This window comes from Niabella terrae (assembly GCF_054783135.1).
Window position 1 is genome coordinate 53,966 of record NZ_BAAGRD010000007.1, and the last position, 17,767, is coordinate 71,732.

A 17,767-nucleotide genomic window follows, 5' to 3' on the forward strand; every position below is an offset into this window, starting at 1 on the left:
TTTCTTAGCTGCTGCTTTTTTAGGAGCTGCTTTTTTTGCTGCTGCTTTTTTAGGAGCCGCTTTCTTAGCTGCTGCTTTTTTAGGAGCTGCTTTTTTAGCTGCCGCCTTTTTGGGAGCTGCTTTTTTTGCTGCTGCTTTTTTAGGAGCTGCTTTTTTCTTAGCTGCTGCTTTTGCCATTTTTTAGAATTTAATGATTAGTAAATGGATTAACGACAGTAAAATTATAAAAAAATTTTATGTCTGCAAATTTTTTTTCCACAAATTATCCCAAGGCAATCTGCAGTAATCCACAATTTATCAGGCTTCAGCAGGAGCGTTTACAGAAACAACGGTTCTGTTTTTTCTTCCTTTGTTGAATTCTACAATACCATCAGAGAGTGCAAATAATGTAAAGTCTTTACCAACACCAACATTGGCGCCCGGATGATACACCGTACCACGCTGACGAACTATGATATTACCTGCGATAGCCGGTTGACCGCCGTAGATTTTTACACCCAGTCTTTTGCTTTCGGAATCACGGCCGTTTTTTACACTACCTTCACCTTTCTTATGTGCCATTTCTATTTAATTTAAAAGTTGATTAATAACAATCGAAAAAGCGGCAGGGTCCTTTCGGACAGGCCGGTTTTTCCGACATCATCATTTCGGATTAAGCAATCGCGGTTACCTTAATTTTAGTATACGCGGTGCGATGACCTTTTTTCTTGTGAAAGCCTTTTCTCCTTTTGGTTTTATAGGCAATTACGGTTTCACCTTTAATGTGATCCAAAATTTCTGCGCTTACTTTAGCTTTGTTGTCAGCACCAACGGAAAGTTTTCCGTCAGCATGTACGAATAATACATCCAGATCAATAGAATCACCTGCCTTGCCTTCGATACGGGGTACAAATAAAGTCTGGTCTTTTTCCACCTTATATTGCTGACCGGCTACCTTAATAACTGCTATCATGTCTTAAAAATTAGGCGGCAAAGGTAAATATTAATTTTCATTTTACAAGATTAATTATTCGAACATTTCTAATTCTGATTCCGGTATAATTTGCAAGATGTTATCTTTACAACAATAAGATCGGAAAGGAATCGGAAAAAATTCGATAAGTACATGAAAATCAAGTCTGTTCTGGCAAAACCTTTTGCTTCCATTGTAGCCAAAAATATTAAAAAATCCATGCTTACGGCTGCGGCGGATCAGGAAATTATTCTTAAAAATCTGCTGAAAACAGGTAAAAACACGCAGTTTGGTAAAGACCATAACTTTCAGGACCTCAGCAATTACAGTGAATTTCAGCAGGCTATACCGGTACGTGATTATGAAGCGTTCAGTAATTATATACAGCTGATCAAGGATGGGAAACACAATGTTCTTTGGAAGGGGCGGCCGATTTATTTCGCCAAAACCTCGGGCACGACCAGTGGTACCAAGTATATCCCTATCACCAAGGATTCTATTGGGAACCATATTAATTCAGCCAGAAATGCCCTGTTATGCTATATGGCCGAATCGGGTAATACCGAATTCGCAGACGGCCATATGATTTTTCTGAGCGGTTCTCCCGAGCTGGAAAGGGTTGGCGGAATACCCACCGGACGGCTGAGTGGTATCGTTAACCACCATATTCCCCGCTACCTGAGAAGAAACCAGCTCCCCGAATATGAAACCAATTGTATTGAAGACTGGGAGACCAAATTGCAGAGAATAGTCGACGAGACCATCAATAAGAATATGACCCTGATCAGCGGTATCCCCCCATGGGTACAGATGTATTTTGACGAACTTGTGCACCGGACAGGGAAACCCATCGGAGAAATTTTCCCGAATTTTTCGGTCATGGTATATGGCGGCGTGAATTATGAGCCTTACGGACCCAAGCTGGAACGGACGATTGGCAGGAAGGTGGCAGGCATCGAGACTTTTCCGGCTTCTGAAGGATTTTTTGCCTTCCAGGACAGCCAGACGGAACCCGGACTGCTGCTCAACACCAATAGTGGGATTTTTTATGAATTTATTCCTGAAAATGAGATCGGCAAGCCCGATGCCAAAAGGTTGCGGCTGGAGTCGGTGGAAGCGGGCGTGAATTATGCAATGATTATCAGTAGCAATGCGGGACTCTGGGGCTATGATCTGGGCGATATGGTAAAATTTGTATCGGTCAATCCTTACCGGCTGATCGTTACCGGGAGAACCCGCCATTTTATCTCTGCATTTGGAGAACACGTGATTGGTGAGGAAGTGGAATACAGCCTGCTGAAAGCCGCATCAGAAGCCCGGATAGAAATTACAGAATTCACGGTGGCGCCCTTTGTCAATGATGGCACCGGAAAAAGTTACCATGAATGGTTTATCGAATTTGATACGCCCCCTCAGGACCTCTCCGCTTTCTCCCAGAAAATAGACCAATACCTGCGTCAAAAGAATGTTTATTATGACGACCTGATCAGCGGCAATATTCTGCAAAGCCTCAAAATTACGCCGGTCCGAAAGAACGGTTTTATTGATTATATGAAATCGGTGGGAAAACTGGGCGGCCAGAATAAGGTACCCCGGCTGAGCAATGACCGGCAGATTGCGGATGCCCTGGACGCCTGGGTGGTCAATAATTAATGGATTTGCCCTCAGATGCGGCGACTCAGAGAATTTGATTTATGTTTGCGACCGGAATCCATTGATTTGTCAGCGTCATTAACAAAAATTCAATATTTTCTGTGGATGGATAATAGTCCACAGTAGGGGAAGTGTCAGTTATGGTAAAAAGAATAGGTATTTTTGGAGCAACAGGATCTGTCGGCCGACAGGCCCTCGAAGTGATTCAACAAAATCCCGAGCTGTTTTCCGTCGAAATACTTACTGCCAATAGTAATGAGGAATTGTTAATCCGGCAAGCCCTTGAGTTTCAGCCCAATATTGTCGTTATCGCCGATGCATCCCGCTACAATAAAGTACGGGAGGCACTGGAAGATACCGATGTCAAAGTATTTGCCGGTCAGGAGGCGCTGGAAGAAGTGGCCGCGATGGATTGCTATGATATGATGCTGGCAGCCATTGTAGGCTTCGCAGGCCTCAAGCCCACTGTTCGTGCCATTGAATCGGGCAAGTCGATTGCCCTGGCCAATAAGGAAACCCTGGTCGTTGCCGGTGATCTGGTGATGCAGATGGCGGTCCGCAACCGGGTCCCTGTTATTCCTGTGGATTCTGAACATTCCGCCATTTTTCAATGTCTGGTAGGGGAGACCCGTAACCGGATTGAGAAAATTTACCTGACGGCATCCGGCGGCCCCTTTGTCGGCCGGAAACCCAATTTTCTGGTTAATGTAAAAAGGGAACATGCCCTGCAGCATCCCAATTGGGATATGGGTGCCAAGATTTCCGTGGACTCCGCTACCCTGATGAACAAGGGACTGGAAATGATTGAGGCCAAATGGCTGTTCAACCTGGAACCCGGGCAGATAGAAGTCCTGGTTCATCCCCAAAGCGCCATCCACAGCATGGTACAGTTCGAAGACGGCAGTATCAAGGCGCAGATCGGTGTACCGGATATGAAACTGCCCATCCAATATGCACTGGCTTTTCCCACCCGGATCCCCAATGACTACCCCCGGCTGAGTTTTAAAAAATACAACAGCTTCAGTTTTGAAGAACCCGATATCCGTACTTTCCGGAACCTGGAACTGGCGATTCAGGCCCTGCATACCGGAGGCAATCTGCCCTGTATCATGAATGCTGCAAATGAAATTGCTGTATATGCATTTTTAAAAAACAGGATCGGTTTTCTGGAAATGACAGATGTCATTGAAAAAGTCATGGGCAGCCTTGATTTTATCAGGCAGCCCACCCTGGAGGAATACATCAACAGTGATGGAGAAGCCCGGACCCTGGCGGCTGATATCATCAAATTGTGAATGCCGTTATTCACCGGTAAACCAGCCACATCCGCCGGTTTTTTAACCTTTCTTAACCCTATTAGCTGTATCTTTGCATGATTTTTAAATAACCGCGCTCCATGATTGAATTATTAGCTATCAACTGGCCGAATGTAGGTATGCAGGTCGTGCAATTGGTACTGGCATTGTCCATATTAGTGGTCCTCCATGAATTCGGACATTATATAACGGCCAGATGGTTTGGTTGCCGGGTGGAGAAGTTCTATCTTTTTTTTGATCCCTGGTTTTCCCTGTTTAAGAAGAAAGTGGGGGACACGGAGTATGGCGTAGGCTGGCTGCCCTTGGGCGGCTATGTGAAGATCAGTGGTATGATCGACGAGAGCATGGACAAGGAACAGATGAAACAGCCGCCACAGCCTTTTGAATTCAGAAGCAAACCAGCCTGGCAAAGGCTGATTATCATGCTGGCGGGTATCATCATGAATGTATTGCTGGCTTTCGTAATTTATGCCATGGTGCTGTATACCTGGGGCGAACAGAAAACGCCACTCAGTTCCCTGAAATATGGCGTGGCAGTGACCGATAGTCTGATGTCCGAAATCGGTATTCGTTCGGGTGACAGGATCCTGAGCGTTAACGGCGAACCGGTGACCTATTACGAAGACCTGGGTGCCCGCATCCTGATTGGCGGCCGGCAGATAGAGCTGGAAAGAAACGGCGTGAAGCAGACCCTGGATGTTCCCATCAATCTGATTGGTAAACTGGTGGAGAGCCGGCGTAAAAAAGCCTATATGTTCATGCAGCGGATTCCGGCCTATGTAGGTGATTATAATGAAAAGTTCCAGATGGATACCCTGAACGGCTATAAAGCGGGTTTGCGGAAGATGGACCTGATTACAGCCGTAGATTCGGTTCCCGTATCATTTTACGATGAACTGGGACCGCTGTTAAAAGGACATGAGAACGGGACGGTGGCCCTGTCGGTACTGCGTGACGGTCAACCGCTTCAGCTGCAGACCCGGGTGGATGCCAATGGCAAAGTCGGCATTCCCTTTCTGAGTGGTGAAGAATATGAACAACTGGGCGTATATAAAGTCGAAAAGCGTGAATATGGTTTCCTGGAATCTTTCCCGGCCGGCGTGAAAATGTCTGTCACCAAACTGAAAGCCTATATTGACCAGTTCAAACTGATTTTAAACCCTGAAACGGAAGCCTATAAAGGGGTGGGCGGTTTCAAGGCCATCGGTTCTATATTTCCTACCAGCTGGAGCTGGGAGGCTTTCTGGAATATTACGGCTTTTCTTTCGATCATGCTGGCTTTTATGAACCTGCTGCCCATCCCGGCGCTGGATGGTGGTCACGTGATGTTCACCCTTTATGAGATGATCAGCGGTCGTAAACCCAGTGATAAGTTCCTGGAATATGCCCAGATGGTGGGTATGGTACTGCTACTGGGCCTTATGTTGTATGCCAACGGCAATGACTGGTTTGGCTGGGGTAAATAGGGCGGTATTAGAGCAGAAGTCCCTCCTGCGAAAAAGAAATTGTATCTTTGCCGCCGGTCCCGTCCCATCGGGCTGCAGAAGAATTTGGGGGCGTTTGGTTTTGACAGCGTAGTTCTTTGAAAGTGTAAGCATGCCGGGCGTTGGGTAATTAGCCCGTTAATCTGAATACTCAAATTTTAAATGGCAACAATCAGTATGCCATGGCTGCCTAATCAGTGATTAAGTAGTCATTAGGGCCGCGTTGAGCAGTGTTGTTCTGTTACCAAGCTCCGCCGCCGACTCAAAAAAAAACACAGAATGCTGCCGTGTAAGGCTGTGAATACGGCAAAAGACCATACAGCTAAGCGTTGAAATTGGTTGGTTTCTTTCCTGTTCTTCGCCGACAAGCAATAAGAAAATAAGCATGTAGAAAGCTTTTAGGGAATATGTTTGGACACCGGTTCGAGTCCGGTCGCCTCCACCTCACCGGATTTTCGGAAGATATTCGGTATTTTTAATATACCTTGTTTGTTCATTTCCATTGCGTTATGGCGTAAAAACGGGGGTAAAAAAGCGGTTCGACAACCATCTTCGGAATAGACCAAAGTGTTGTCGAACCCGGCTTTTAGCATCTTTCTTTTGCCAATCACGTCGATTCTGTCCCAGATATAACGCAGATCCGCGAGTTTTGTCAGATGCGCTTCCAGTATCATCTGCGCCCGGGACCGCTGCTTCTTCAGTGCCTTGATATCATCCAGTATTTTCGTACGCGCATTTCCAAATTCCTGCTTCCATTTTGCGTAGACCGGCTGCTCGATCTGGCTGGTGATAAACTTCTCTTCCAGGCTGCTGATCTTACCGTCTAGGATGCGCAGCTGTACCTGTAAGGACTGCATCTGCTTTTCACCCGCTGCTGTGCGTCCTTTGAGCAGGATTGGAGCGGTTTTCTGGATCTCCTTTACCAACCGGTGCGGGATGGACAGGTACTCCCAGATAAGGGCTACCTGGCTGTGTAGCTTCCCTGCATTGATGTTCTTGTGGCCATGGCATTTGTAGTAGGCGTATTTCCTGCCGCCGCGTCCAGTGCTGTACGCTCCCGTCAGCTTGTTGCCGCACTCGCAGCTGACTACGCCCCGGAGTGGGAAGTCCTCAGACAGGATCGTATGCTGCTGTTTCGTGGCTTTAGCGCGCTGGTATTCGACCGCGTGCCACGTATCCGGCTCAATGATGGCTGGTAGGTCCTTAATCCGGAACAACCCACCGGGTTGCCCCTTCCATGGTTTTACGCGCTGGAATCCCATATAGAGCGGGTTGCGGATGATTTCATTGATCGGGTCACTGCCTTTTTTCCTCATACCCATGCTTTTTGCGTGCTGCTTTATGAGGTAGACGGGTACTTTTTCAGCATAGGCTGTAAAGATGTAGCGGATTATGCGCGCTTCGTCCTCGTCAACCTGCAAAACCCGGCCACCCTCTGTCATTACTTTCCTGAAGCCGAAAGGGGCAGGGCCACCCTGGATCCACTTGCCTTTCTGGGTCTTAGCTGCGTAGATACCCCCATTTATGTCGCTCTGGCGTTTTATATTCTCGCTATTACCAAGCAGAAATTCAAGACCCATCATGAAGAAACTATTGCTGTCTGTACAGTCGTAGATAGCGCCGCGGGAAGCCGAGACGATCTGGATGTCGTAATGTGCCTGAATCTCCTGTACCAGCGAGATGGCTTCACCCGCATCTCTGCTGAACCGGCTGAGCTCACTTACAATAAGGAAATCAGCGACCTTATAGTTTTTACGAATGAAGTTCATCAGGTTGTGCATATCCGGACGGTTGAAAGTCCGGCCGCTCAGTCCTTTGTCTCTGAACGTTTCCAGGATCGTGACCCCCTGAAGTTTCGTCCAGTTATTGACAATAAGGTCCTGCCTTTCAAAGCTGTGTTGGCTTTGGTCATCCGTGCTATATCGTTGATAGACAATCCCCTTCTTCATCTGCTGCTTGTTTTAATGTAATTTCCACGAGTAATGCGGACACCAAATTTATGAACTCGGTCTCTTTTTCATTCAAAAAAGTTTCAATCCGGATAATATCGTGCGTATCAGCTGCCAATTTTCTGAATCAGTTCGTTAAGTTCTTCTACAAATTTAGAAGCCATAACCCGTGTGCTGGAAACCCGGGTTGCATCGGATGCAAAAGCGTTGTACTTATTACGTAGCTCCGTGAGCGCATCCCCGATACCGGTTTTTGAAGTCCTGCGGCTGTAGACATCGGCTTTCTCTATTTCCAGGTTCTTCTCCTTCATCATTGAGCCTATACGCCTTATCTTTTCTTCGACATTGTATTTCTGTTTCACGATATCTGCTCTCTCAGATTTAATAGCGTCAAACTCTGCCTCCGGGAGGGTTACCTTTAACTTCTCATTCAACATGGTCATCCGAAGTTCCAGCTCGCGCTTCTCTGTGACGTAGGGTTGTCTTTCTTCTTCCAGATCCTGGATGTCCTGTTTCAGCCGTAGCTTTTTCTCTTCAAGGGATAGTGGCCTAAACTCTTTCATTGAAAATCTTTCCATGCGGGTTATTTTAAAGTTTTAATTAATGATTTTCATAATTCTTCAATTTGTCTTTCCAGTGATTCGATTTTGTTTCTCACAGCTCTCAGAATTACATCGTATATGGGGCTCAGATGAGATACAGTTATCCGCGATTTAAAAGGTTCACCCATTTGCGATTCAGGGCTTATCCTTTCTATTACCATTTTTCGACACGATAAATCAATAAACCCAATTAGTTCTTCCCGTCTATCATTTAACTTCTGCGCCAATTTTAAATTTTCTATTTTCATAATTCTTCAATTTGTTTTACTAAATCCATCGTTCCACACATCCCGTTACATTCAACTAGCGGTTCTGGTTCCCTTCCTGATTTCATTGAAATGTCTTTTACGTCTGGATAATCTGGATGTGGCAATAAGAATAGTGGTAAACTTTTCTCCCCTCTCTTTACGGCTTGATCTTTTAGACAGGTTACCGGCTTCCCCTTTATATCTGTGTACTTATGTTCCAGTTTAGCCATTGCCAAAAATTTATCAGGATATTCCCTTTGTATTTTTTGCCAATAGCCGATACCGCCCTGAACGCATCCAGTCTGGAAACAGTTATTATTATTAAATCCAAGTTTGTACATCGCCGGTATTTCAATTCCTGCGCCTGTGAGAATCTCAATGCACCTTTTCTTTGTATAACCCAAAGCCAATAGCGGATAAAACGGTTTTGATTCAGGATAATTCAGGGTCATGGCTTTTGCTCTTTTTGGTTCGTCAATGTCAAAACCAAATATCTGATACCTGAATTGTGGATTCAATTCCATAAACTTTTTTCTGACTTCCCTTTTCAATTCAGAACTACAAATTGCTCCGGTTGCGTTGTTCAGGGCTGCGTATTTATCCCAAACATCCTGTATAGACTTATACTTAGCATTCGATATGATTTCAATTTCCTGACAATACCAATCTTCACAATCGCCTAAAAATCTGTAAGTGTCTGGATGCTCATTAAAAGTATCTATCTGAATAAACCGGCAGTTATCTAACCCAAATAAATCGATAGCGATCTTGCAGGCAACTGCACTCGTTACCCCGCCAGACCACCAGCATATAATTTGGTTGCTGCTCACGCTTCTTTATTTTCAGGGTCTACAATACTCGCCCCCTCAGCGGCTACTTTGTTATATTCGACCATATTAATAACTAACAGAACGGCCTGGTAGTCTGTATCTCCGACTGCTGCTCCAACTAGGTCCGAAAAACTTTGCGCATCTACACCAACAGTCACCAACCCGCCTTGTTTTACCTTTTTGGCTTCCGTTACGTTGGTTGATATTGCAACAGTTCTTGTACGGTTTTCACTGTCTGCGATATTCATTTTGTCTAAAATTTCAAATAGTCTCATGGTTCTTTATTTTTAAATGTATATTTCCAGATTTTTAGATAACGCGTCGAAGCTTTGTTTTTGCATTATTTTCATTTTTAGTTTAAAAAGTCCCTTTCATCGCCTTCGTTGTAATCAGGTAGTTCAGATTTGACACCCGTCACCCGCTCAATCTTCTGAGCTGCTTTGATGAGGTTAATCTTAATTTCTTCCCGCATTTTCTTTGCATCACCGTTCCAATCCTCATTCTCGCTTGCCTTAAGATCTTGGAGCATGGCCGCCAAGGCAGATGTGATGGCCCAAAGCTCTTTCGGGCTGAAGTAGATGTGTTCGTATCTGATAGTATTCTTGCTCATTACATCTTATTTAATGCTTTAACAATTAATTCTGCGGCTTTCTGACTGCAGTCTATTGCGAGCACCCAGTATCCAACGGAGTTCGACTCACCTGTATCCAATTTCTCCATTATCGTATAGAGATCTTCAGTGTCTGACGTGCGGACACAAACAAACTTTCTTGGGTTGTAGGAAACAGCTTCCTGCTTCGGCTCATGGGCTTCTTCTGGTGTGACGGGATACTGTCTAAAAGGCCCTGCTACCATGCCCGTGTACTGCTTTGATATGCCGTCCTTGCCCCCCTCCGCTCGTATAAATTTAATTTCATGTTTATACGCGTTTGCCGCGATTGATAGGAAATGCGCTTTCTCGCTAGTATCAGTCACGGCTATAAGGGTTTCCGTCCCGTCAGCGTTACGGTGGTTTACTGTATAAGACATTTCTTCCTGCCCATTCTGGAAATAGTTGTATCCTGTTTTCATGATTGATTGTTTTTGATTTTCTTAGGTGGTGCCACTCCGAACACAGAATTTGCTTGAACAGGATGCGCATCCGGATACCATCTGCGGTCTACTATTTGCCCCGTTTGCGTGCATCCTGCAAAGCCAGAAGCGTTCAACAACTCAACCCATATCGGTTCAAAATGGCCCTCTTTGAATAGTTTTTCGTATTGTTCCTTTGTCATGATCTATTATTTGGATTTTAAAATGTCAAACATTAAATAAATACAAAAACATAAGTTAATAGCGTTGATAATAATCCCGCTTACGCTGTTCACTACACAACTGGCAATCAAAAGTCCCAGCGATATTCCACCCAAGACGGCTAGAAATATTATATTTTGCATGACTGCTTATGTTTTACTGATTTTGCTTTAATAGCGAGCCAGAGGTATCTGGGCCTGAAGACTCTAAGTACATGCCAGAAACTCTCAGATTTGCTTGCGGCGATAAGGTTGCTAAGGCCGCCCTTTCCACAGAATAGATACGCGAGCCAGAACCCTTCCTTTTTGTATAACTTTAATCTCATATTTCTTCAATTTTTAAATCACATACCCATCCGGTTTAAATCACATACCCGTCGGGGTATTTCGGCGTTAATGGTCTGTAGTCCTCGTGGCCCTTTTTGTTGCACTTCTCACATATCATGTCCGGAATCACGGTATCATGGAAGTGGCGGTCATCGTAGCCCGGGCCTGTATGCGTATGTCCGCAATACTCACATTCGTAGACTGCTGTAAAGTCCCGGCGGGTCTGTGACAAGAATTTCTGGATTTTCATATTTATAAATTTTTAGATTTCGTAATCTTCGATCATGCTGAATAGTTCATACACTAACCGCGGTACTACAGCGTTTCCTCCGGCTTTGATTGCTTCTCTTTGCCACATAGAAAAGGTAATGTCAACCAGTCTGTCGGAAAGCTCATCATCTCCAACACAAATTGGGGAGACAGTCGGGAAGTCTTTCCAGTCCGGGAGTAGAACGCTGCCCATGTCTTTAAATCGTTGGTTGCATTCCGCCCCTGCGCTTCGTAATACTCCGCTGTCGCTCCACCCTTGTAGTCGCTGGTTCGAGGGGTTGGTAGCAACAAAGAAGATTCTTTCCCTTTTGTGCGGGGCGTTGACACAAGCAGCTGGAAGAAGTAACGGCAGTACGTCGTATCCTTCAGCTTCCAGGTCAGCTTGCACCTGGTGGAATACCACCCCCTCGTCCCAATTAACAAGCCCACGAACATTTTCGCAAAGGATCCAGCGCGGTCTGATTTGTTGAATTGCTCTAACAACGTAGGGCCACAGATGGCGGTCGTCCTCGGTTCCCTTACGCAATCCTGCGCGCGAGAACGGCTGGCACGGGAATCCGGCAGTAAAGACGTCGATCTTTCCCCGCCACTCACTGAAATCGGCTGTTTTAAGATCGGGGTAAGCTTTTGCATCAGGCCAGTAATATCTGAGGACTCTTTGGCAGAAAGGTTCTCGCTCACAGTAAAACTTATTGTCCCAGCCCAGCCACTGTGCGGCCAACTCGAACCCCCCAATTCCGCTACATACTGAACCATGCGTCATTTATTTTATAGTTTTAAATAATTCCCATTATTACAAGCACCCACAACCCTACGAACAACAAACAGACAGCTATAGCGATTACTTCAATTACCGTTCTCTCTGCTTCCTTCGGTTTCGCTTCCCGCGTAGCGATTAGCATCTTTAGATACTTTATTTCTGCACGCAGTAGGCTGATCTGTCGCAGCTTGTCCAGGATGTGGTCATCCATATAGTCCCGGTCATGTTGGCCAGCATATTTATGCAGCTCTTTCTGCATCTGATGCAAGTCGCACATCTTGTTCTGCAGGCGTTTTTCAGTAGTCATTGTATAAATGTATTAATTATGAGGTATAAATAGTTTGTACGCTTAATCAAAACATAAGACCCTCTTTTTTCCGATCGTTATATTAGGGGTGGAGCCGGGCTGCAAAGGCTTCAAATGCACTTCGTTCATTGGCACTCTGCAGCTTAATCGCTCCGTACCCGCGTTCCTGCAAGTAGTGGCTGATCTCAGCGTCCTCGATCAATTCTAAGACCTTATCTGGGTCAATCTCCCCGATAGCGTTGAGAACCGCGTCCTCAGATGGCGTGTGATCTAAGCATTCATCTTCTACGGCATCAACGATCTCTTCGAGTTCTGTAATTAATTCAAGCAGGTCACCAAACGACTCACCGTGATCTACGGCTTTACGTAAGTCCCGGATCTGGGTTCTTATCGGTTCAAAATATGTAATCATGATTTATTGTTTTCTTTGAATATCCTGATTGCTTGCTTTAATGCCTCCTCCGATATGTGCGACCTATCTCCTCTGTGCAGGTAGCCGTAGTGATATATGCGAGCAAGGTTGCCACCAGCCAGCAAACCGTATATTATTTTTAAAGTATTAGCACCCATTGTAGAAAGCATTCTATAGGCTATCTGCATATCCCGACTTCTATCGTTTATACCTTTCAGCCTGCCTTTACCGATCCTGTTGTTTTCACGGATGCATTGTTTCAGGTAAGCTATCTGCTCCGGATCCCGATCTTTGTAGCGATCCAGTATGGCCGCTTCCTGACCTTTTGTTATGAGAGTAATGTCCTTCATGGATAAATGTTTTAAAAAGGCTATTCTGGTAATTTAACTCCGGGTGCAGGGGCGTGATCTTTATACGTATTGGTATTTCCTGCTTTGGCTTGATCATAATAGACTTTAACACAGCCGTCAGGATTAATTTCCCCATTGGCATACCTTAACATCCACTCCCTAAGTGTTGTCGATTTAACAAAAATCAACTCTCCCTCTTTGTAAGGACATTCTAGCTGCTCCCGACCAAAGATCTCATCAAACAGCATGTGTTGATCTGGTGTACAAGCATTTCTCATTTTCTTGTAGAAAGAATCAGATATTTGTATATCCTTTTTTAATGCTATATCATAGCACCACATATCAATTAATCTCGGTTTCCAACTATTACAAGCTGCTGCAATTATATTCTGAGCTTGTGACCATGTTATAACTCTGTCTTTATTTTGTTTTTCCATTAGTACGTATTTTTTGAATTGTTCAAATGTGATTTTTGTGTAACCGGGTTTTATTCTACGGGATGTTGTAAATTCCCCATTCCAAGAGGGGAAATGGGCAAGACAAATTGAATCTATGAGGTATGGAGGTTTTTTTCCATACTTATTACAATAATTAACAACCTCCTGTTTATCCATTTTTACACACCATTTTTCGGGTAGTGTAAACTCTGGCTGTTCGGGTAGTGTAAACTCTGGCTGTTCGTATTTTTCGTAATAGGGCTGAAAGTTTGAATTGTCCATCACATCTTTCCAAAAACTATACCCTTCCGGAGTATCAACCCAATCAAACCCGTCAGAGTACGGTCCTGCATCGCTATTTCTATCAAACACTTTTATATCAGCTTTATTACCAGCTTCTACTTGTCTTTTTATAATCAGGTCCTGTATTTCTTTTGGATATTCAGATGGTTTCATTTTAATAACTCATTTACTTTTTTAATAATTATTTCTCCTAATACCTTTCTGCATATGTCAGCCGTTTGCATTTGATTTTTAGTTTTAGCATCAGCATCAGCAGCAGCAGAAGCATCAGCAGAAGCATCAGCATAAGCAGCAGAAGCAGCAGCAGAAGCAGCAGCAGCAGAAGCATCAGCAGAAGCATCAGCAGCAGCAGAAGAAGCAGCAGCAGAAGCAGCAGCAGAAGCAGCAGAAGAAGTAACATCAGCAGCATAAGCAGCAGCATAAGCAGCAGCATAAGCAGCAGCAGAAGCAGTATAAGCAGCATCCAGTTCATCTCTTGTAGCTAAGCCACGTCCAAACTTCTCACTCACTTCTACTGCCTTAATGCTACGTTCATCTTTCATTAAATGCAAGACTGTTTTAGCACATAATGCTTTGGCTAGTGTTAACTCTTTTAAGGGAACCTTAATCCAATAAGCTAACCATAATAGCCAATCACCACGATGGCAAGTAGCCACAACTTCTTCTACTGTTTTATCTTCTGCCCATTCTACAGCGGGTTCACAGGCGATTAGTTCTATTAATAAACTCTTGAATGTTTTCTTATTATTCATTTTACTTCTGTTTTATTGATTTTCACTAATGTAATCTTCCACCGCACTCACTGCGAGTGATTTTGTTGAATACCAAATTTCTTTTGGATATTCAGATGGTTTCATCTTAATCAAATTTTACTTTTGAAGGATCATATAGTTCGCAGTTTTCCCAACCAAGTCCAAATACTAGTACTCCGTAGTTAAAGTATCCTGTTTGATACGGGCTTTTGCTTCCTGGATTATAGCCATAAAAAATGCGTAGCTCCTTATTACGAGCATCAATAGACCATACCAATACTAAATCCCCCTTCTTAAAAGGACAGTAGTTTCCCCATGTTCTGGTTTTTGCATCCGGCCATATCATGCACTCCCCATAATCCTGATCCGGGTCAATGCGTCCGTCCCGTGTGTAGGACTGACCATCTGAAAACCGTAACGGCTTACGTAAAGTCGCATCTACTTCCAGCAGATATGCGGGTCCCCCTGCTACCCTTGAATACACGGGATCGCCTGTTATCAACAGTTTGACCAGGTTCGGTCGTTTTAAAATTTCACTATTCATAATTTAATCCTCCTTTTTGTAATAAAATGTTTCGTATCCTTCAGCAGCCAACGGCAGTCCCGGCGCCCATTTTATTGGCCGGGCCATGATCGCATTCATTTCCGCAACAGACTGCCCGGGTTGTTTGTCACATACCACCTCATCATGGATTGTCATAACCGGCAGGTATCCGGCTTTTTCCAGGCGCAGCATCGCTACAACCAGACAATCCCTTGCGATAGCTTGCACCAAATTCTCAACCAGTTTTCCGTGGTAGGTCCCGATCCGAAGCCATTTCCTACTGGTGCTTTTACCATCCTCAGTGCTCAACCCCATATATGTAACTTCAGGTCCGAATTTGCCCTGTCCGATTCTAGGTTCAACGTAGTATAGCGACCTGCCGGATGGTAACGTGACTACCAGAAAATTCCGCTGCCTGGAAAACGTCAACCCGTGCTGCATCCGGGTCATGATTCCTTCATCCACAGCTTTGAAGGCGGCTTTACCTACTGCATACCAGAACTTCTTGACTTTAGGGTGGGCAGCCCGCCATTGGTCCACAATCCCTTCTAGCGCCTCCTCTTCAACACCCATCTTCAACGCGCCCAGATTTATCAGCGCGTTTACGCCGCCCCCAAACCCACATCCGAGATCACCCACCTTCCCGCGCGGTCTCATGTGATAGTTTGGTCCTTTCTGCCAGACGCCGTTTTTATCTTTATAAATGATAGTTTCAAGAGGAACACCAAACATGTTAGCTGCTACCTGCTCGTATATCTTTCCATGCGAAACGAACGCGTCAAGTTTCCACTGCTCCCCAGCCAGCCATGCCAGCACCCGGGATTCGATCGCTGCGAAATCTGACACAAGTAGACCCAGCTTATTTGTTACGAAAGATGTACGGATCAGTTGACTGAAAGCATACGTGGGTTTTCCGTATGCGATTTCCATCATTTCAAGATCCCCTGTTTCAGTGACTATCATTCGCGCCATATCCAGCGTATCCATGTTGTTCTTAGCCAGATTTTGTAGTTGCACGAATACCGATGAGTACCGACCTGTCCGGTTTGCCCCGTAATATTTGAACATACCACGTATATACGAATCGTTACATACGCACTTCTTTATGGCGTTAAACTTTTTAACCGAGGCCTTCCCTAATTCCTGTCGATTTTCAATTACTTCACGCACTACCGGGTCGTCCGTCTGATTCAAATAATTTTCTAACGGCTCCTTTGCGATACTTACAACTTTAGTTCCTAATTTCTCAGTTAACCAGTTTGTAAGCTGTACGGGGCTATTGGGGTTGGCTAGTCCGGTCAACTCCCTGGATCGCGATGTTAGTTTTTCAGCGAGCTCGGCGTTCATTCGGATCACATTATCCACCAGTCTCATGTCCGCTTTGACACCATGCTTATTCATTCTATAGTCCAGGCACCACATTTTACGCTCTCTGTTTGGTATCTGAAACCACGATAACTTTTTCCTTAAACCCAATTCAACCCGCACATCCTGGATGCAGTAGTCTTTGAATCTCTGCCATTTTTCAGGATCGTGATACGAAAAGTTTCTTGTGCGTTCACCATTTATCTTAGTTGGTTTGCAAGGTTTCGAGAAATATTCAATCAACCGTCGGCCTTCACTATCCTTCTCCTGAGACGAATGCATCGCTTTAGCTACCGCGTCCAGACCGAAAGGATACCCCACCATCGCAGCTCTAACCATCGTACAATCCCATTGCTCAGGCTTCATTTCAAGGCCAAACTGTCTTTCTATGGCACCCATTTCAAAAACCGCATTGTATGAAGTTTTCAGAATGTTTGGGTCCAGTAAGGCTTTCATTACACGTTCAGGTATATCCTCGAAATTTACCAGGTCTACAATCTGCACAGGCTCGTCATCAAAAGCGTAGGCACAAAGCATGATCTCGAAAGCAGGGCATTCAAAGTACTTATAAGCACCGACCTTTTTAAGATCTCGTTCTGCGTATGTTTCAAAATCTAAGCTTAATACTTTCATTACGTTTTATCGTTTTTTAATAAAGCCCCAGATGTAGAGACGTCAGGGCGGCTTGTACCTAGTTGGGAAAATATATCTTTTAAATAAACTGTCTACTCCCAGCATTTGCTGTTTATCCCTGTCATTGTTTTATATCTTTAATGCAGTTTTAAAAATGGTCCCGGATGTAGAAACCGCCTGGTCAACCAAGACTACCTGCTTATAAGATTTTGTGAATTGCGACGGATCAAACCTGTAGCAATTGCATGCCGGATATTTTCAGACTTGGTACACCATTCCAGATTCTCCGGCCTATTATCGGTCTTGATACCGTTTTTGTGATTCACATCTGATTTTCGAAAAGGGTTATCAACAAAAACCTCAGCCACAATTCTATGAACGAGCGACATTCGTTTCACGCCGTCCTTCCAAAGACTCACACCCATGTACCCGGAATTAGTTTTACTCTGTTTCAAAATATTTGGGGGATAGAACTGTTTTACACCTTTTATAACTCGTACCGAACCCATCGATTTAACATTACCGTGAGTTGATACCTGATAAATTCCTTCATATCCTTTTATGTCAATCCATAATTCCATTTTAGCTAATTTTTCTTTTAAAAATGGTCCCGGATGTAGAAACACCAGGACCCAACCAAAACTGCTTATAAGAAACCTCTTAAAAAGTGCCGGATTACTTTCTATCCGGCGTAAGTCACCTAACCAGTTTACTCCCTTATGGGCTTTATGGGTTTGGCCCGCTCAAACTCAGGAGTTTCGTCGTTGAACCTATCAATGCTTTAGTCAACGATTGGCTATCTTCTTTCGAAGGCATTGGCTCAAATGGTAGATGGCGCAGGATTTGAACCTGCATCTACATCTTAGTCGGATGCTGCTTTACTGTTAAGCTACTCCGGCTATGCAGGGATGACTTCTCAGCTCGACCCTCACACATGTGTGGCTGGGGCAGGATTCGAACCTGCAACCGTCGTTGTACACC

At 44.5% G+C, this 17,767-nt stretch carries 22 protein-coding genes, 1 tRNA gene and 1 other RNA gene; 4 read left to right on the forward strand and 20 right to left on the reverse strand.

The genetic code is table 11. The annotated features are described in order from the left end of the window. Positions 1-297 precede the first annotated feature (297 nt). Complete coding sequence (rpmA, locus tag ACYVI9_RS08160) at positions 298-561, reverse strand: 50S ribosomal protein L27 (RefSeq protein ID WP_460763150.1); 264 nt, start codon at positions 559-561, stop codon at positions 298-300. A gap of 91 nt (positions 562-652) precedes the next feature. Next, a complete protein-coding gene (gene rplU / locus ACYVI9_RS08165) occupies positions 653-952 on the reverse strand; it encodes a 50S ribosomal protein L21 (RefSeq protein WP_460763153.1) in 300 nt (99 codons plus the stop codon). Positions 953-1,105: 153 nt separating this feature from the next. Between rplU and ACYVI9_RS08170 the strand changes: the two genes are divergently transcribed. From ACYVI9_RS08170 to ssrA, 4 genes are all read left to right on the forward strand, one after another. Beyond that, a complete protein-coding gene (locus ACYVI9_RS08170) occupies positions 1,106-2,605 on the forward strand; it encodes a GH3 family acyl-acid amido synthetase (RefSeq protein WP_460763156.1) in 1,500 nt (499 codons plus the stop codon). 140 nt (positions 2,606-2,745) lie between these two features. Continuing rightward, entirely contained in the window at positions 2,746-3,900 is a 1,155-nt protein-coding gene (locus ACYVI9_RS08175; protein ID WP_460763159.1) for a 1-deoxy-D-xylulose-5-phosphate reductoisomerase, read from the forward strand. Positions 3,901-4,001: 101 nt separating this feature from the next. After that, entirely contained in the window at positions 4,002-5,387 is a 1,386-nt protein-coding gene (gene rseP, locus ACYVI9_RS08180; protein ID WP_460763162.1) for an RIP metalloprotease RseP, read from the forward strand. 86 nt (positions 5,388-5,473) lie between these two features. After that, positions 5,474-5,850: a transfer-messenger RNA gene (ssrA, locus tag ACYVI9_RS08185) on the forward strand. Here the strand turns inward: ssrA and ACYVI9_RS08190 are convergent. The 18 genes from ACYVI9_RS08190 to ACYVI9_RS08275 form a co-directional block, all read right to left on the reverse strand. Further along, positions 5,804-7,354 carry a recombinase family protein gene (locus tag ACYVI9_RS08190; RefSeq protein WP_460763165.1) on the reverse strand — a complete coding sequence of 517 codons (1,551 nt, stop codon included), beginning with the start codon at positions 7,352-7,354 and terminating at the stop codon, positions 5,804-5,806. The two genes, ssrA and ACYVI9_RS08190, sit on opposite strands and share 47 nt — an antisense overlap. A gap of 107 nt (positions 7,355-7,461) precedes the next feature. Further along, complete coding sequence (locus ACYVI9_RS08195; RefSeq protein WP_460763168.1) at positions 7,462-7,932, reverse strand: hypothetical protein; 471 nt, start codon at positions 7,930-7,932, stop codon at positions 7,462-7,464. 32 nt (positions 7,933-7,964) lie between these two features. Continuing rightward, positions 7,965-8,204, reverse strand: a complete 240-nt coding sequence (locus ACYVI9_RS08200; protein WP_460763171.1) for a hypothetical protein — start codon at positions 8,202-8,204, stop codon at positions 7,965-7,967. After that, a complete protein-coding gene (locus tag ACYVI9_RS08205) occupies positions 8,201-9,034 on the reverse strand; it encodes a hypothetical protein (protein WP_460763173.1) in 834 nt (277 codons plus the stop codon). Before ACYVI9_RS08205 ends, ACYVI9_RS08200 begins: the two co-directional genes overlap by 4 nt. Then, entirely contained in the window at positions 9,031-9,309 is a 279-nt protein-coding gene (locus ACYVI9_RS08210) for a hypothetical protein (RefSeq protein ID WP_460763175.1), read from the reverse strand. The genes ACYVI9_RS08205 and ACYVI9_RS08210 overlap by 4 nt, the downstream gene beginning before the upstream one ends. Before the next feature lie 77 nt (positions 9,310-9,386). After that, positions 9,387-9,644, reverse strand: coding sequence for a hypothetical protein (locus ACYVI9_RS08215; protein ID WP_460763179.1), 258 nt, complete (start codon positions 9,642-9,644; stop codon positions 9,387-9,389). Next, positions 9,644-10,105 (reverse strand): hypothetical protein, encoded by a 462-nt coding sequence (locus ACYVI9_RS08220; protein ID WP_460763182.1) that lies wholly within the window; start codon positions 10,103-10,105, stop codon positions 9,644-9,646. Before ACYVI9_RS08220 ends, ACYVI9_RS08215 begins: the two co-directional genes overlap by 1 nt. After that, positions 10,102-10,308, reverse strand: coding sequence for a hypothetical protein (locus tag ACYVI9_RS08225; protein ID WP_460763185.1), 207 nt, complete (start codon positions 10,306-10,308; stop codon positions 10,102-10,104). The genes ACYVI9_RS08220 and ACYVI9_RS08225 overlap by 4 nt, the downstream gene beginning before the upstream one ends. 607 nt (positions 10,309-10,915) lie before the next feature. Further along, entirely contained in the window at positions 10,916-11,686 is a 771-nt protein-coding gene (locus ACYVI9_RS08230; protein WP_460763188.1) for a DNA cytosine methyltransferase, read from the reverse strand. Positions 11,687-11,699: 13 nt separating this feature from the next. After that, positions 11,700-11,990, reverse strand: a complete 291-nt coding sequence (locus tag ACYVI9_RS08235) for a hypothetical protein (RefSeq protein WP_460763191.1) — start codon at positions 11,988-11,990, stop codon at positions 11,700-11,702. Positions 11,991-12,072: 82 nt separating this feature from the next. Next, on the reverse strand, positions 12,073-12,402 hold the full coding sequence (locus ACYVI9_RS08240) for a hypothetical protein (RefSeq protein WP_460763194.1): 330 nt from the start codon (positions 12,400-12,402) through the stop codon (positions 12,073-12,075). Continuing rightward, positions 12,399-12,752 (reverse strand): hypothetical protein, encoded by a 354-nt coding sequence (locus tag ACYVI9_RS08245; RefSeq protein WP_460763197.1) that lies wholly within the window; start codon positions 12,750-12,752, stop codon positions 12,399-12,401. Before ACYVI9_RS08245 ends, ACYVI9_RS08240 begins: the two co-directional genes overlap by 4 nt. A gap of 20 nt (positions 12,753-12,772) precedes the next feature. Then, complete coding sequence (locus tag ACYVI9_RS08250; RefSeq protein ID WP_460763200.1) at positions 12,773-13,645, reverse strand: hypothetical protein; 873 nt, start codon at positions 13,643-13,645, stop codon at positions 12,773-12,775. After that, on the reverse strand, positions 13,642-14,244 hold the full coding sequence (locus tag ACYVI9_RS08255; RefSeq protein WP_460763203.1) for a hypothetical protein: 603 nt from the start codon (positions 14,242-14,244) through the stop codon (positions 13,642-13,644). The genes ACYVI9_RS08250 and ACYVI9_RS08255 overlap by 4 nt, the downstream gene beginning before the upstream one ends. Positions 14,245-14,350: 106 nt before the next feature. Further along, on the reverse strand, positions 14,351-14,788 hold the full coding sequence (locus tag ACYVI9_RS08260) for a hypothetical protein (protein ID WP_460763205.1): 438 nt from the start codon (positions 14,786-14,788) through the stop codon (positions 14,351-14,353). Between the two features lie 3 nt (positions 14,789-14,791). Continuing rightward, positions 14,792-16,786 (reverse strand): DNA polymerase, encoded by a 1,995-nt coding sequence (locus ACYVI9_RS08265; RefSeq protein WP_460763208.1) that lies wholly within the window; start codon positions 16,784-16,786, stop codon positions 14,792-14,794. Positions 16,787-16,977: 191 nt separating this feature from the next. After that, positions 16,978-17,367 carry an NUMOD4 motif-containing HNH endonuclease gene (locus ACYVI9_RS08270; RefSeq protein ID WP_460763211.1) on the reverse strand — a complete coding sequence of 130 codons (390 nt, stop codon included), beginning with the start codon at positions 17,365-17,367 and terminating at the stop codon, positions 16,978-16,980. A 244-nt stretch (positions 17,368-17,611) separates the two neighbouring features. Next, a tRNA-Ser gene (locus ACYVI9_RS08275) sits at positions 17,612-17,682 on the reverse strand. Positions 17,683-17,767: the final 85 nt, after the last annotated feature.